This window comes from Paraburkholderia acidisoli (assembly GCF_009789675.1).
GTDB classification, from domain to species: Bacteria; Pseudomonadota; Gammaproteobacteria; order Burkholderiales; family Burkholderiaceae; genus Paraburkholderia; species Paraburkholderia acidisoli.
On record NZ_CP046915.1, the window covers coordinates 1,111,865 to 1,127,128 of the forward strand.

Sequence of the window (15,264 nt, forward strand, 5' to 3'; positions counted from 1 at the left end):
GCAGGAGCGAACGATGTCTGACGTCACCGTACACGAAGCGATCGACAGCGTGCATCCGCTGGACAACGTGACCTGGAATGCCCTCACGAGCAAGCACCGCGCGTTCGCGGAAGGCGACGGCCGGGTCTTGCGTTATCCGGCCGCCGTTGCGCCTTTCACCGCAATCACGGACACGCTGCCCTCGACGTTCGACGCGCTCCATGCGCTGGTCCAGCGCCATGGCGTTTCCGCATTGACAACGCGGGAGGCGCTCGCGGTGCCCGGGCAGTTCACGGTCGTGCGGCATGCGAAACTCGCGCAAATGGTCTGGCAGGGCGAAGCCGTAACGGGCGCCGCCACCGACTACGTGCGGCTCGGCGAGCGCGACGTGCGGGACATGATGTCGCTCACCACGGCCACGCAGCCTGGACCGTTCGGTGTTCGCACGTTCGAATTGGGCAATTACTACGGGATCCGCAGCCATGGCCGGCTGATCGCCATGGCGGGAGAACGCATGCGGCTCGACGGCTTCACGGAAATCAGCGCGGTGTGCGTGGACCCGGAATTCCGCGGCAAAGGCCTTGCAAACGGCTTGATGAAACTGCTGATCGCGACGATCCGCGAGCGCGGCGAAGTCCCTTTCCTGCACGTGCTGACCTCGAACCAGGGTGCGATCGCGCTGTATCGTACGCTGGGGTTCGTCGAGCGCGCCGAACTCCATCTCACGGTAATCGGCGACGCTACGCGCTGAGCGGCTGCCCTCGGCCTGGACACCGCCGGCCCCGCGCACTATAGTCGCAAACGACATCATCGATATCATTTGTGACATGCGAATCGTCATTCTCGCGTTCGACGGTGTCTTCGACACCGGTATGACCGTGCTGCTCGATACCTTCGCGATGGCGAACGAACTGGCCGCCATGAGCGGCTTTGCCAGGCCGCCGTTCGACGTCAAACTCGTGGGCGTGCGCAAACGCCTGCGCACGGCGCTCGGGCTCACCACGCTCGTCGAGCCGCTTTCGGCCATACGCAAACCCGACTGGTTGATCGTGCCCGCCATCAACGCCAAGCAGCCCGAGAAACTCGCGCAGGCGCTAGAACGGCGCGACGTGCGCGAGGCGCTCGCGCAACTCGGGCCGTGGCACGCGAAGGGCGCGGGCATTGCCGCGGCGTGTATCGGCACGTTTTTGCTTGCCGAAGCCGGGTTGCTCGACGGGCGCGAGGCCACCACAACCTGGTCGCTCGCGCCGTTCTTTCGTCAGCGTTATCCCGCAGTGCGTCTCGACGACTCGCGCATGGTGGTGGCGAGCGACCGTGTGGTGACGGCCGGCGCGCTCATGGGGCATCTCGATCTCGCGCTCTGGCTCGTGCGCCAGATGACGCCCGATCTCGCCACGCTCGTTGCGCGTTTCATGCTGATCGACAAGCGCGCCTCGCAGGCGCGCTACATCGTGCCCGATCATCTGGCGCATGCGGACCCGCTGATCGCGGGATTCGAGCGCTGGTCGCGCGAACATCTTTCCGCGGGTTTCTCGCTGCAGGATGCCGCGAGCGCACTGGCGGTACACACGCGCACGCTGCAACGTCGCACCGAGGCCATTCTGGGCAAGTCGCCGCTGGCGTTCTTTCAGGACCTGCGTATCGAGCACGCGCAACACCTGGTGTCGTGCGGATACGACCTGGAAACGATCGCGGGCGAAGTGGGGTACGCCGACGCCGCCACCTTGCGCAATTTGCTGCGCCGTAAATTGGGGCGCGGTGTGCGGGAATTGCGGGCGGAATTGCGCTAGCGGCGGCCATGGCGCGCTGGACTGCGCGCAATCGCCGCGTGGGTTGGGGCGGCCGGGCTTAAGGTGACCTTAAGCTCACGTCGGCGACACTTCGGGATTGCCGACTCATACGCGACGTCATGCGAGCGATTTATTCCGAACTCAAGCGCGCCCAGATGCGGCCCACCTCCAGTCGCGTCGTCGTGCTCAAGCTGTTCCATGAATATCCGCACGATCACATGACGGCGGATCAGGTGTTTCGCCGCGTGCCGCAAGGGCTCGAGCAGTGCAGTCTGGCGAGCGTCTATCGCGCGCTCGGCGGTCTCGCGCAGGCGGGGCTCTTGACCAGCACGTCGATTGGCGAGCAGCGCGTGGTGTACGAACTGGGCCACGGTCCACACGCGCATCTCGTGTGCGAAACCTGCGGCGCGATCCACGACATCCATGACGCGGAGATGGACGCGCGCAACGCGGCCATTGCGGCGGCCAGCGGGTTCAACTATGCGAGTTCGAGCCTCGTCGTGTTCGGACAGTGCGCTGTGTGTACGCACAAGCCGGGCAGCGCAGCCAACTGACCGTCGCGCCATTCGATTCCCGAAACGCCTGCTGGCTTGAGGACGTTTTCGGTAAGCCGTTTTAATGTGAATCGAAAGGGAGCGCTCTGGTTTACGCCGGCTTGAACACCATCAGCAGATACACCGCGACCATTGCGAGAAACGCCGGATAGCCGAGCCATTCCCACCGCCGCGCGAATTGCCAGTAGCGCGGCGGCAATTCGGTCGCACCCGCGGCGAGCGCGAGCCCGGCCATCCTGGTGAGTTGCAGTTGCAGCCACACCACGGGCAACCAGCACACGCCCGCCACCACGTAAAGCGCAGCCGCCGCCACGAGCCAGGTGCTCGACCATGGCCAGCCCGCGGCATGTGCGAGCCACATACCCGAGAGCGGCTGGAAAATGACAGCGGGCGTGGTGAACCACCAGTCCGCGCGCACGACCAGCTTGCTCACCGAAGCAATGACGGGAACCGAACGCGTGCGATTCGCGAAAAACAGATAGAACGCCGAGCCGAATCCGGTTCCCACCAGCAGCACGGACGACATGATATGAAGCGCCTTGACGGTCAGATAGACATTCATGATTTAGACATCCTGATTAAAAAGAATCAGTAGAAGAACGAATATCGGCAGGTTCTTGAGGATGGCGCCGAACGGGTCCCAGAGGGTTTCGGGCATCGTGACGGCAATGATCGTGGTGTAAGCGGCGATCAACAGCGCTTGCGCGAGCCACAGCAAGCGGCGCGGCCTCAGCAGTGTCAGCAGGCCGAACGTCAGATCCAGCACGATCGCGAGATAGAACGCCGCGGCCGCGCTCGCGCCATGCAGATGCGCGCGCCGTAGCAACGCCATGCTCGCGCTACGCGGGTAAAGCAAGAGGCTGGCAACGGCGGTCCAGATCCACACGAACGCCAGCGTGATTCTCAGCAACGCGGGCTGCCAGGCGTCGAGCGCATCGCGGCGCAGCGTCGGTGCGTCGTTGCCGATGAAGCTGCGCAGGCCGCGTGGCGGACGTTGAAGCACGCTGGCCGTGGCGCCGGCGTCACCGGTGTTGTCGGCTTGCAGCATGCGCCAGGTGTCGCGCGTCAGCATCGAACCCGGTACGCGGTCGAGCAACGCCGCACCCATGCCGATCAACCCACGAGGCAGGCTTACGCGCAACGCCGCGCCGAACCCGAGCGAGCGCCGGTAAATCGCCAGCATCTCGCGATAGGCCACTTCTTCGCCGCCCACAACGTCGAGCGTGCGAGGCGCGTGATCGCGGCGCTCGATCAGACGTTCGACGATCTCCGCCAGGTCGTCCACGTGCACGGGCCGCAGCCGCTGATGACCGCCGGCCGGCAGGGCGTGGACCGGCAGGCTTGCGAGCAGGCGGAAGAACGCCGCCGAGGTACCCGTGGGGCCGTACACGAGCGCAGGCCGCACGACGCAGGAGCGGATGGGCAGCGACTGCAGATGCGAGTCGGCGGCGAACTTGCTTGCGAAATAAGGCGTGATTCGCGTGGGTGCGCCGAGGGCCGAAATCTGGATCACCTGCTTGACGCCCTGGCGGACGCTCGCCTCGAAGAGCGCACGGGGTGCCTTCGCGTGGACCGTCTCGAAGCGTTGACGGCCATGCTCGATGAGGATGCCCACCGCGTTGATCACGACATCGACGCTTTGCAAGCGTGCGTCCCAATCGTCCGGATTGACGTCGCGCGTGTAGTCGATCGCGCATTCATTGCTGTCACGGACCTCGCGCACGCCGCGAATCACCCGATAGCCCCTGCGTTCCAGCCTTTCGCAGAGCGCGGCTCCGACAAAGCCGCGCGCACCGCAGACGAGAATGTTCATGTTCTATTCGTTTTAAAGTTACTGTTATTTCTGTATAGACAGAAATAACAGGTTCAAAAAAAAGCGGACCTTATGTCCGCACCGGATCGATGCCTTAGCTCGACTTGCGGCGCACCGCTCGGCTGAGCTTGGCGCCCATGCCCAATGTCTTCATCAACGTTTCCGGCTTCAGGCGCAGCATTTCGTCGGACCATGCCGTGAGCGTTTCGAGAAAATTCAGCGTGTCGCGCAAGCGCTGTTCGACTTCCTTGCTTTCTGCGGCGAGGCCCGGATCCATGAGGCTGTCGCGCAGCATGGTCAGCGTGGGGTCGATCTCGCGCTGGCGCCGGCCTTCCACGATCAGCTTGAAGAGTTCCCAGATGTCCGTGGAGGTCTCGAAGTGGTCGCGCCGGTCGCCCATCACATGGACGATCTTTGCGAGCCGCCACGCCTGCAGCTCCTTCAGGCTCGTGCTGACATTCGAGCGCGCGACACCCAGGGTTTCGGCGATTTCGTCGGCGGCGACGGGGCGGCCGAGCAGATAGAGCAGGGCGTGAATCTGCGCGACGGTGCGATTGACGCCCCAGCGCGAGCCCATTTCGCCCCAGTGGAGGATGAATCGTTCGGCGAGCGGTGTGAGTTCCATGGAGGCGAATGTATCGGCTTCAGTTATTTCTGTCAAGACAGAAATAACTGAAGCGAGGCAATTGATGGATCACGCCTTGAGCCACGCGATCAACTCGTCGCTGATGAGTTGATCGTTGAGTTCGTCGTCGGAAAGCGACACGAAGCGGCGTAGATCGCTGATACCGCAAAAACCCGTGTTGTCGAAGTCTTCGCCGAGACGTTCGAGGAACGGGAACTTCGTGCCCTGATTCGACACGCCGATAAAGATGAAGTACACCTGATCGTGACGCGCCTGCGATGCGCGCAGGATCTCGGCGGTGCGGATCTGGTCGGTGTTCTCGCCGTCCGTGATGACCATCACGAGGCTTTTGCGCTTTTCACCCGCTTGCACGACGCGGTCGGTTTGCCCGAACATGCGCCCCAAAAAGCCCGCCTTTTGCACGACTGCCGCCCAGCCGAAATGCGCGAGCAGGCGCTCGATCACGTACGAGTAGTCGGTGCCCCCGTTCCAGCCGGCCACGCGTTCGATCACGTTGCGGCGCACGAAATCGCCATAGTTCGCGGGCGTGATCGGGCCGACATCGACAACGTGGTTCGCGCCGTTCGAAAACGTGAAGCAGTCCACTTTCTTGTCGGGGTCGAAGGCGAGTCCCCAGGGCACGAGGCGAGTCAGCAGATCATTGGTGACGCCGTCGCGATGTTCGTCCTCGAACGAACCGGACACGTCGAGCGCGAAGCCGACTTCGAGTTCGGGAGGTGAGTTGACGCCGGCTTTCTGCAAATTCAGCTTGAGGGCTTCGGTAGCCTTTTCCAGATTTACGACGAGTGCCATTTCCTGGTCCTTTCGAAAAGTTGTGCCAACTCGCCGAGCGCGTCCCGCGCCAGATAACGTTCGGTTTCGTTCGGCTTGTCGGGAAGCATGGCGAGTTGCGCCGCGACCGCCGGCAGTTTCACGAGCACGCCGTCCTGGAGCAGCGTTACGAGTTCTCGCAACTCGTTGCGTTGCTGCACGAGCATCAGGCGGTTCTGCTGCGCGAGTTGTTGCGAGGCGGTGAGGGCGGTGAGACGCGCATGCAGCCATTGCGCGTCGTCCCCGGCTGGCGGGAGCGTGTCGAACGTATAGGTGCCCGCGAGGAAGAACGCTTCGAGTTCGTCATGCGCCGCCGCGTAGCGGCCATCGAGTTCGTCGAGTGCGTCGAGCGTTTGCAGCAACGCGTTCGCGTGCGCGCCAAGACGCGTTTCGATATGGCGCATTTCCGGCTCGTGCTGGCTCCAGACCGCGCGAGCCGAACGACGGAACAAGCCGCCTTCCAGTGCGCCGCCCACCTCCTCGAGAATCGAGTAAAGACGCGCGAGCAAGGTCGGTGCGTCGCGTTTCGCGCTGGCGTCGAGCAAGGCGATTTGCGCTTTGATTGTGGCATTGACGGCGGTTTGCCCCGCGACGCCATACGTGAGCCACGTGTTGGCGCCTCCGGCTGCCGGACCGTGCCCGACCAGCAAGGCCCGCACGCGCGCGCGCAGGGCAGGCGTGGCGTTGGGGAAGCGATGAGCGATGGCCTTGATCGTCGCCGTGCGTGCGGCGTTGAACGCGCCGCCGATCGCGGTCACGGCGATCGGCGTATTCCCCGGCAACGGCGGCGGCTCTGTGTGCGCTTCCGGCTCCTGCTCCGTTTGCGTCGTTGCTTCGGCGCCGAGCCGCGAGACGGCGAGCGCTGCAGTTGGGTGCGCGTGTGAATCCGGTGCCGGCATGGCGGCGTGTTGCGAGACCGCGGTAGGCGGCAACGCAGGGCCGCGTGCAGGCGCGGGGGTCGCAGGGTCCGTGGGACGCGGTTCGAGCTCGTCGTCGCGGCCGCCGATCACCGTCACCGGAATCGTCATGATGCAAGCTTTCCGCGGCTCAGGAGAAGTGACCGAGTACGCCGTTGAAGTCGGTGTTGAACCCGGCGGCGATCGCGACGAACGACGATACGCCACTCGCGTCGATAACGATGGAACCCATCTGCACGCCGACGTAGTCGCCGAACTGGGCCGAGAGACTGGCATCGAGCAACTGCTGACCGTCGCTGTCCTCGATGATGACGCGCGCGTTGGCGACCGACTTGAACTTCTTGCTCGACGATTGCGGATGAATCATCGCCAGCAACGGAATTTCGATCTGACCGGCGCTCGGGCGCGTCAGCAAATCGGGCTTGACGAGAATGTATTCGTCGTCGCCGTCCGCGCTGCCGTCGCGCGCGTCGGGGCTATGCACGAGCGCACCGTCGTGGATGGAGAACGTGCGATCCGGCGCGAGGGGTAGCGTGCCCACATCCTGGCCGCGAATCAGGCGTTTGACGTTGTAGGTCGAGAGAATGTCGCCGAGGCTGGAGGCTTTCGCGCCATCCCCCGTGTTGACGGTGACGATCGCGTGCAGGTCCAGGTCAGTGTCGCCGTCCCACGACAGCCGCACCTTGAACTGTTCGCCTTTACTCAGGTTCAGCGCGAGCTTTTGCGCCGTATCGCCCGGTTTCGACAGATTCAAAACGAGAGAGCCCATGTCACTCCTTGCGTGTCAGATATGCGGCGCGACCGTCGCCGCGGGATTCAACTTCTGGCCGAGTTCGAGCAGGTCCTGGCGCACACCGGCCAGCGTGGTGCGCGCTTCTTCGAATTTGGCGCGATTGGCCGTGCGGGCGTTGTCGACGATCGCCTGCAATGCCTGCGTGTCGGCCACCACGCGCTGGAGGCTTTGCGCCTGTTCCAGGCGATTGTTGCCGGGCGCATGCGCCGCCGTTTCCACCACGCCAGCCATCAGGCGCGCGCGGACTTCCTGCAGATTGCGGTCGAGATGAGCACCCGATTGCGCGAGCCGCTGGACGTTCTGCACCATCTGGCTGCCATGTATCGTCAGCAGCGTCATGCGGATGCTCGCGAAGCGGTCGCCCATCGTCGTGATGACTTCCTGCAGTGTCGAAACGCCTGCGTTCTGCACCTGGCGAATCACGATCTGCTCGGAAGGCAGGCGCGTCATCATCGTCTCGCGAGCAAGCGCCACCGACGCGAGCGCCTGCAGCTTGTCATCGATTTCGTTGCAACGGGCAATGTCGGCGCCGGCCGCCGCCCGTTGCGCGGGTGCCTCGCGTTGCGCCTTCGCAAGCGCGCTGTTCAGAAAGGCCGTTTCTTCCGCGAACGAAACGAAGCGCGTGCGATATTCCGTTTTCAGCGCGTCGAGTTCGCGAAGCTCCTCGTTGAGCGTGGCCATCTCCGCACCGAGCTTGCGTTCCATGTCGGTGACGACATCGGAAAGCGTGCGGGATTTGAGCCTGGCCGCGCGCTCGAGATCCTCGTAGACGCGATCCAGCGCGCGACGCAACGCTTTCTTGTTGAACAAGCCAACCAGGCGGTCCATCAAGCCGGGTTTCGCATTGAGGATGTTGTCCGCCAGTTCTCCGAGCCGTTCTTTCGCGACGGCTTCGTCCAGCGCGGGAATCAGCTTGAAGATCTGCGGATTCTCCGCGCGGTTGATGCGCGCGAGCAAGCTGTCGAGCACGCGGTTCAGCGCGAGCGTCGGTTCGGCGCCGAGCAGGGCGATCTGCTCCTGTGGCGTGGAAGCGATATCGAATGCGGCGATACGTTGCCGGAGGCTCGCGATTTGCCCGGGTTGCAGCGTCAGCGGGAAATTCGCGGGCAGCACGAGCGCGTCGTCGCGCGTGGATTCCGCGGGCGCAACCGGCGCGGCGACCGCGCCGAAGGAGGTGGGCTGCATCGTCGATCCTCAGGCGGTAACGTCGACGTCGACGTGGATCGCGCTGGCCTTGCGTGCGGCGCGGCGGCGGGCGACCCACGCGGCCAGCACCACGGCCGCGAAACCGAGTACTTCCGCGACCGGCACTTCGAGACCTTGCACCGCGACGGAGAACGCGGCGGCATACGGCTTGAAGAACGTATCCGAGAGCGCCATTTCGACGCCCACCCAGCCGAGCAGACCGCCGCCCAGCCAGACGATGACGGGGAATCGATCCATCAGTTTCGTGAGCGCGCCCGCGCCGAACACGATCACCGGAATGCTCAGGCACACGCCCGCGATCGCGTAGATCGTGCTGTGTGCGGCGGCAGTGTGAGCGGCAGCCGCAACGGCGAGCACGTTGTCGAGGCTCATCATCAGATCGGCGACGACGATGGTCCAGACCGCTGCGAGCACCTTGTCGTTCTGCTTGATCTCGGGATCGTCGTCTTCCTGGGAGGCCAGCAGCTTGTAACCGATGTAGAGGAGATAGGCGCCTGCCGCGATCTTGAGATACGGAATGTCCATCAGGAAATTCGCCGCGCCGAGCAGCGCCGCGCGCAATACGACCGCGCCCGCGGTGCCGAGCAACAAGGCACGAAGCCGTAGCGCGGCGGGTAGTGCGGCGCAGGCCAGCGCAATGACGACGGCGTTGTCGACGCCCAGCATGATATCGAGCACGACGATACGGCTGATCGCGCTCCAGTCGATCACAGACAGGAAGCTCATGACGGCACTCGGTGGTGAGAAAAGGGAATAGCGAAGATCAGTGACGGCAATCGATTGCCGGCCGCATTAATGGCGGTGTCGCGAATGGCGAGCGTGCGCTGAGAAACGCAAAAGCCGCGGCGAACAAACGCACTTTACGCATACGCTTTTTAAATCCTGCGTAACCGCGCAATTGCGTCACGGGTTCGCCGTATTGAAACGGCCTCACGGACCCGTATTCGCGTGAATTCAGGAATGAACGAGTTGGCAGGTATGACGCGCGTTGCCTCCCGGCAAAGCAGGAGAAAAGCGTGACGATCCAGACGGCAAGCGGTGATTGACTGCTGAAGAACACGTACTGCCAATGTCTTCTTATATGCATGTCGCATTTTTTCGCAACGAGAACGTATTCACGTTGCGAGTTCCCCGACTTCTTGTTTATCTAAATCTAGATTAGCAGCTTTTCTTAAAGCTTGAAAGCCGTTTTCTTAAGATTGGACAACACGTAACGAGGAGTGAGATCCGCGCTATGGAAAAACTGGAATTGTCATTCTAAAACTGGCGCAAACGATTGCGTCATCACATTCGCTGACTCATTGCCCAATAGTTATTCGAGACTTTCCCGCAATGCCTCCGTGCGCGCCACAGTAAAACAGTGAACTGGACTTCGATTGCCTGGGAGTGGGTTGGTGCTCGCGCGTTGCGCCAGGTCGCACCACGAAACAGGCATGGGTAACTCGCGCAACCGCCGCACGAATCGCGAGCGGGGGCCCAATGCCAGCTTTCGTTTTGTCACGCCGTTGACTTAAGCACCGCTTACATTCGTGGCTCAAATTTAATCCCAAAGAGGACACAACCTGTGAACCACTCCTACCGCAATGCGGCGGTAGGCTGCTGTCTGGCCGTTTGCGCCAGCCTGCCTGCCTACGCGCTCGCCGATGAAACGCCTCACGCTGGCGGCTCCGCCGTCACGCTCTACGGAATTCTCGATTCCGGCCTCGAATACCTGAACAACGCATCGAGCACGAACGGGCAGACGCATAGCGTCACGCGCCTCACGTCCGGCGACATGTCCGGCTCGCGCTGGGGCATCCAGGGCCGCGAAGATCTCGGTGGCGGCACGCGTGCATTCTTCCTGCTCGAAAGCGGCGTGAACGTGAACACCGGCGCTTCGCTGCAAGGCGGTCGCGAGTTCGGCCGTCTCGCCTACGTGGGTATCGCCGACGACAAGCTCGGCACCCTCGTGCTGGGCCGTCAGGGCGGCCTGTTCCTCGACTGGGTGAGCGAATACAACCCGCTCAAGAACGCGGTCTATGCGATCAAGATGCAGGACCCGGCGTTCTCCGACCGTCTCGACAACACGGTGCGTTACGAAAAGCAATTCGGCTTTGGTCTCTCGGCGATCGCGCAATACAGCTTTGGCTACGACGCGGTCACGTACGGCGCGCAACCGGCCGGCGACACGCGCTTCGCACGCGTGATCGAAGGCGGTCTGCGCTACAAGAACGGGCCGTTCAGCGCGACCCTCGTGTACGACCAGAAGAACGGCGGCAGCACGACCGTCACGGCTGCGCACACGACCAAGGCAGGGGGTTACGAAGGCGACCAGGACCGTCGCGTGGCGCTTGCGGCGAGCTACAAGTTCTCGACCGTGACGACGTATGCGGGCTATCGCTACCTCTCGTCGCACTCGATCCATCTCACGACGCTCGACACCTCGCCGCACGAATCGACCAGCCTGTACTGGCTCGGCGCCACGTGGCTGGCGCAGCCGAACCTCGCGTTCTCGGGCACGGCCATGTATCAGGACTTCTACGGCAGCAACCGCGACCCGTTCTCGTTCCAGGCCGACGTCGATTACTTCCTCTCGAAGCGCACCGATCTCTACGTGAACCTCGGCTACGTGCTGAACCGCAACGGCTCGAATCTCGGCCTGAACGGTTTCGGCACCGACGTGGTGGCGGGCAAGAACCAGTTCGGTCTGATGGCCGGCATTCGCCACAAGTTCTAAGGAGTTCGAATGACCAGTGCGAGTGTGGCGATCCAGGTAAGTGGACTGCGTCAACGCTTCAACGGCCAGACCGTGCTCGACGGGATCGATCTCGACGTGCCCGCGGGGACCACGCTCGCGCTGCTCGGACCGTCCGGCTGCGGCAAGAGCACGATGCTCAAGCTGCTGGCCGGCCTGCTGCGTCCCGACGAGGGGCGTGTCGTCTTCGGCGGCCAGACCGTTGCGGATGCAACGAGCTACGTGCCGCCCGAGGCGCGCGACCTCGGCATGGTGTTTCAGGACTACGCACTCTGGCCGCACATGACGGTGGCGGGCAACGTGTCGTTTCCGCTCGAAATGCGCGGCGTACCGCGTGCCGAGCGCGCCAGGGCCGTGACCGAGGCGCTCGCCCGCGTCGGTCTTGCGCAGATGGCGGGGCGGCGCCCCGCGGCGCTTTCGGGCGGCCAGCAGCAACGCGTCGCGCTCGCGCGCGCCATTGTCGCGCGCCCGCGCGTGCTGCTCTTCGACGAACCCCTTTCGAACCTCGACCCTGAATTGCGCGCCTCGCTCAGCGAGGAAATTCGCGCGCTGCTCGCGCAACTCGGCGCGACGGCCGTGTACGTGACGCACGATCGCGGCGAGGCGGAAACGCTCGCGCACGCGACCGTCACGCTGGATCGCGGCCGTGTCGCGCAGATCGTTTACCGCTAACGGAGTCGGTACAATGCACAAGATCCTTTCTACAACTGTCGTTTCCCTTCTTTTGGCTTTCGGGCTGAATTCATCCGTGCACGCTCTCACTGTCTACACCGCCGGCCCCGGCAATCTCAGCAAAAAACTCGCGCAAGGTTTCGAGCGCAAGACGGGCATCAAGGTCGATCTCTTTCAGGCGACGACCGGCAAGCTCATGGCGCGCGTGGAAGCTGAGGCCAGCAATCCGCACGCCGACGTGCTGATTTCGGCGTCGTGGGATACCGCGCAGGATCTGGAAAAGCGTGGCTGGCTCGCGCAATACACGAGCCCGAACGCAGTCCACGTTCCGCCGATGTTCAAGACTCCGTACTATGTGGCGCAGGGTATCTCGGCGCTCGGTATCGTCTGGAATACGCGCACGGGCAAGCCGGAACCGCAGGATTGGAGCGATCTCGCGGCGCCCGCGTATCGCGATCAGGTCACGACCCCGAACCCGGCGCTCTCCGGCGCCTCGCTCGACCTGCTGCTGGGCTTGCAGGATCGACTCGGCGAATCGGCGTGGACGCTGTTCGACGGGCTGCACAAGAACGGCATGGTCGTGCTCGGGCCGAACGCACAGGCGATCAACCCGGTGCTGCAGGGCGCGAAGTCGGCGGTGTTCGGTGCGGTGGATTATGTGGCGTACGGCGCGGCCGCGACCGGCGAGTCGGTGAAAGTCATCTTCCCGAAGAGCGGCACGGTAATCGCGCCGCGTCCGATGATGATCTTCAAGTCGTCAAAGGTGCAGGACGAAGCGCGCGCATTCATCGACTACGTCCTCTCCGACGAAGGGCAGAAACTCGTGGCGGCGGCGTGGCTCATGCCGGCGCGCGACGACATCGAGTCGCCGCGTCCGCGTTTCAAGGACCTCAAGCTCTTGCCGCAGGACGACGGTAGCAACAAGAAGACGCGCGCCGAGGTTCTCACGCGTTTCAACGCACTGTTCGGCGAGCACTGATGGCCAGCGTCATCGCGCGGCGTCCGGCCGCGGCACGCGCACGTCCGCGCGGCGGCGTGGCACGCGGTCTCGCGCTGGCATGGCTGATCGGCACGCTGTTCGTGCTGGTGGCCTTGCCGCTCGCGTTCGTCGCGTTGCAGGCGGTGTTTCCGGGTGTGGGCCAAGGCTCGTTCGCGCAGCCGTTCGCGGCGGTACGTGTCACGCTTGCGCGAGCGGATACGTGGCCGTTGCTCGCCAACACGTTGCGTTTCGGCGTGAGCGTGGCGGCGGCGAGCGTCGTGCTCGGCGTGCCGCTCGGTGCGCTGCGCGGCCTCACGCGGCTGCCGTTCGCGCGGCTCTGGGACCTGCTGTTTCTCGCGCCGTTCCTGATTCCGCCGTATCTCGGCGCGCTCGGCTGGATGTTGCTGCTCCAGCGTAACGGTTATCTCGCGCAACTCGCGGGCTTCGATCTCGGCGGCTTTCTGTTTTCGTTCACGGGCGTCACGTTCGCGATGACGTTGAGCGTGTTTCCGGTCGTCTACTTCTCGGTGTCGCGCGCGTTGATGGCAAGCGGCGGACGTCTCGCACAAGTCGCGCGGGTTTGCGGCGCGACGCCGTGGCGCGCGTTCGTGCGCATTACGCTGCCGCTCGCGGCCCCCGCGATCGCAGCGAGTGCCTTGCTCGCGTTCACGATGGCGATCGAGGAGTTCGGCATTCCGTCCGCACTCGGTGCGCGCGCGGGCTTCAGCTTGCTGGTCACGTCGATCGAAGCGCGCTTCTCCGACTGGCCGATCGATTTGCCCGGCGCGTCCGTGCTCTCGGCGTTGCTCGCCGTAACCGCGCTGATCGCGTTCTTCGCGCAGCGTCGCCTGCTCGCGGGCCGCGACTTCGACACGCAAACGGGCAAGCCCGTGGCAAGCGAGCCGTTCGAGCCCGGCCGCTGGCGTATCGCGCTCGTATTGTTGTTCGGCGCGGTGGCGTTTTGCACGACGATCGCACCCATCGCGACGATCGTCGCCACGGCGTTCGTCGGCACGTTGTCGGGCGGCTTGCATGCGTCGAACTTCACGCTCGCGCACTTCAGTGCGATCGCGTCCGACGGCGACGGCGCGAGTGCGCTCGTAACGAGCCTCGCGCTCGCGGGCGGCACGGCGGCACTCACCGGCGTGCTCGGTTTCGTGGCCGCATGGGTGCTCGTGAAAACGAAGTTGCCTGGCCGCGCCGCGCTCGACGGTCTTACGCTTTTGCCGCACGCCATGCCCGGCATCGTGGTGGGCGTGGGACTGATTCTCGCGTGGAATCAGCCGTTCTGGCCCGTCACGCCGTACAACACGTGGGGCATTCTGCTGCTCTCGTATGCGTGCCTGCTGTTGCCGTACCCGGTGCGATATGCGAGCGCGGCGCTGCGTCAGTTGGGCGGTAGTCTCGAAGCCGCGGCGCGCGTGCATGGCGCGAGCGGGGCGCGTGTGCTGTGGCGCATCGTGTTGCCGCTGGTCGCGCCGCCGCTCATCGCCTCGATGATGATCGTGTTCGCGGTCGCCTCGCGCGAACTGGTCACGTCGCTGCTGCTCGCGCCGAGCGGCGTGCAGACGGCTTCGGTATTCATCTGGCAGCAGTTCGAGCAAGGTTCCATCGGCGACGGCATGGCGATGGGCACGCTCATGCTCGTGATCAGCGCGGTCTTACTCGCGATCGCCACGCGCTTGACGAAGCGGTTCGACACGGTGCGTTGATCGAGAGCGGTAGAGGAAAGGAAAAAGGGCGGTTCGCTGTTGCGACCGCCCTTTTTGCATGAATGCCGCTTCAAATGAACAGCGAAACGATACCGCCGAGCGTGATGCCGGCCGCGATCCATTGTCCCGCCGAATACGCGTGGTTCGGATCGGTCGGTTGATCGGGGCGATCCAGGCCGAGCGCGCCATAGACCAGCGACTTCACCGGCTGGGCGTTCGCCTCGGACGATGTTTCCGGGTCCGAGTCTGTAGCGTCCGCGGCATGGGCGGCGTCCGACGCATGGGCGGCGTCCGACGCATCGGCGGCGGTTGGGGAGTCGGCGTTGGCCGCATCGCTCGCCCCGTCGTCGCCGTCGATCACGACGACGAGGTCGTCATCGCCGTTGTCGCCGCTATCGGCATCGTTCGCCGCCGTGGCCGCATAGCCTTCCGGCGAGATCGTGACCGCGTCGTCCTGGGACCGCGCCGCCGACGCAAGGCTCGTCGTGTCGTCGCTCGCCCGTGTTGCGTCCTGGGTCGCCTGATCGGGCACCGTGCCCGAATTAAACAGACGCGCGGCGGTGCCGTCGTTGCCGAAACCGTTACTACCCCCGATTTGCATGATCGATTCCTTTCGACTTTTTATAACGCCCACTGTGATTTTCACTGCTCGCGGCCGA

General features: G+C 64.0%; 16 protein-coding genes. 7 read left to right on the forward strand and 9 right to left on the reverse strand.

Annotated elements, in window-relative coordinates; translation table 11 throughout:
• The first annotated feature begins 13 nt into the window (after positions 1 to 13).
• The 3 genes from FAZ98_RS27135 (at position 14) to FAZ98_RS27145 (ending at position 2,323) form a co-directional block, all read left to right on the forward strand.
• Positions 14 to 730, forward strand: a complete 717-nt coding sequence (locus FAZ98_RS27135) for a GNAT family N-acetyltransferase (protein WP_158955858.1) — start codon at positions 14 to 16, stop codon at positions 728 to 730.
• Between the two features lie 76 nt (positions 731 to 806).
• Positions 807 to 1,769: a GlxA family transcriptional regulator gene (locus FAZ98_RS27140; RefSeq protein WP_158955859.1), complete on the forward strand. Its 963-nt coding sequence runs from the start codon at positions 807 to 809 to the stop codon at positions 1,767 to 1,769.
• Positions 1,770 to 1,888: 119 nt separating this feature from the next.
• Positions 1,889 to 2,323 (forward strand): Fur family transcriptional regulator, encoded by a 435-nt coding sequence (locus FAZ98_RS27145; protein ID WP_158955860.1) that lies wholly within the window; start codon positions 1,889 to 1,891, stop codon positions 2,321 to 2,323.
• A gap of 91 nt (positions 2,324 to 2,414) precedes the next feature.
• Here FAZ98_RS27145 and FAZ98_RS27150 read toward each other — a convergent pair whose 3' ends face one another.
• The 8 genes from FAZ98_RS27150 to FAZ98_RS27185 all read right to left on the reverse strand — a co-directional run bounded on the left by FAZ98_RS27150 (position 2,415) and on the right by FAZ98_RS27185 (position 9,234).
• Positions 2,415 to 2,885: a DUF2269 family protein gene (locus FAZ98_RS27150; RefSeq protein WP_158955861.1), complete on the reverse strand. Its 471-nt coding sequence runs from the start codon at positions 2,883 to 2,885 to the stop codon at positions 2,415 to 2,417.
• A 3-nt stretch (positions 2,886 to 2,888) separates the two neighbouring features.
• On the reverse strand, positions 2,889 to 4,136 hold the full coding sequence (locus tag FAZ98_RS27155) for an SDR family oxidoreductase (RefSeq protein ID WP_158955862.1): 1,248 nt from the start codon (positions 4,134 to 4,136) through the stop codon (positions 2,889 to 2,891).
• 94 nt (positions 4,137 to 4,230) lie between these two features.
• The gene (locus FAZ98_RS27160; protein WP_158955863.1) at positions 4,231 to 4,761 is read right to left on the reverse strand and encodes a GbsR/MarR family transcriptional regulator; all 531 of its coding nucleotides are present in this window, start codon (positions 4,759 to 4,761) and stop codon (positions 4,231 to 4,233) included.
• A 69-nt stretch (positions 4,762 to 4,830) separates the two neighbouring features.
• Positions 4,831 to 5,574, reverse strand: coding sequence for a VWA domain-containing protein (locus FAZ98_RS27165; protein ID WP_158955865.1), 744 nt, complete (start codon positions 5,572 to 5,574; stop codon positions 4,831 to 4,833).
• Complete coding sequence (locus FAZ98_RS27170) at positions 5,559 to 6,620, reverse strand: hypothetical protein (RefSeq protein WP_158955867.1); 1,062 nt, start codon at positions 6,618 to 6,620, stop codon at positions 5,559 to 5,561. The genes FAZ98_RS27165 and FAZ98_RS27170 overlap by 16 nt, the downstream gene beginning before the upstream one ends.
• Before the next feature lie 19 nt (positions 6,621 to 6,639).
• Complete coding sequence (locus FAZ98_RS27175; protein WP_158955869.1) at positions 6,640 to 7,278, reverse strand: TerD family protein; 639 nt, start codon at positions 7,276 to 7,278, stop codon at positions 6,640 to 6,642.
• Positions 7,279 to 7,293: 15 nt separating this feature from the next.
• On the reverse strand, positions 7,294 to 8,487 hold the full coding sequence (locus tag FAZ98_RS27180; RefSeq protein WP_158955871.1) for a hypothetical protein: 1,194 nt from the start codon (positions 8,485 to 8,487) through the stop codon (positions 7,294 to 7,296).
• A gap of 9 nt (positions 8,488 to 8,496) precedes the next feature.
• Positions 8,497 to 9,234 carry a YjbE family putative metal transport protein gene (locus FAZ98_RS27185; protein ID WP_158955873.1) on the reverse strand — a complete coding sequence of 246 codons (738 nt, stop codon included), beginning with the start codon at positions 9,232 to 9,234 and terminating at the stop codon, positions 8,497 to 8,499.
• Positions 9,235 to 10,072: 838 nt separating this feature from the next.
• Here FAZ98_RS27185 and FAZ98_RS27190 point away from each other — a divergent pair.
• The 4 genes from FAZ98_RS27190 (at position 10,073) to FAZ98_RS27205 (ending at position 14,605) form a co-directional block, all read left to right on the forward strand.
• Positions 10,073 to 11,224: a porin gene (locus FAZ98_RS27190; RefSeq protein ID WP_158955875.1), complete on the forward strand. Its 1,152-nt coding sequence runs from the start codon at positions 10,073 to 10,075 to the stop codon at positions 11,222 to 11,224.
• A 9-nt stretch (positions 11,225 to 11,233) separates the two neighbouring features.
• On the forward strand, positions 11,234 to 11,914 hold the full coding sequence (locus FAZ98_RS27195) for an ABC transporter ATP-binding protein (RefSeq protein WP_158955877.1): 681 nt from the start codon (positions 11,234 to 11,236) through the stop codon (positions 11,912 to 11,914).
• Between the two features lie 76 nt (positions 11,915 to 11,990).
• A complete protein-coding gene (locus tag FAZ98_RS27200) occupies positions 11,991 to 12,893 on the forward strand; it encodes an ABC transporter substrate-binding protein (RefSeq protein WP_407672129.1) in 903 nt (300 codons plus the stop codon).
• Complete coding sequence (locus FAZ98_RS27205; RefSeq protein ID WP_158955882.1) at positions 12,893 to 14,605, forward strand: ABC transporter permease; 1,713 nt, start codon at positions 12,893 to 12,895, stop codon at positions 14,603 to 14,605. The genes FAZ98_RS27200 and FAZ98_RS27205 overlap by 1 nt, the downstream gene beginning before the upstream one ends.
• A gap of 70 nt (positions 14,606 to 14,675) precedes the next feature.
• Here FAZ98_RS27205 and FAZ98_RS27210 read toward each other — a convergent pair whose 3' ends face one another.
• The gene (locus tag FAZ98_RS27210; protein WP_158955884.1) at positions 14,676 to 15,251 is read right to left on the reverse strand and encodes a hypothetical protein; all 576 of its coding nucleotides are present in this window, start codon (positions 15,249 to 15,251) and stop codon (positions 14,676 to 14,678) included.
• Between the last annotated feature and the right edge of the window lie 13 nt (positions 15,252 to 15,264).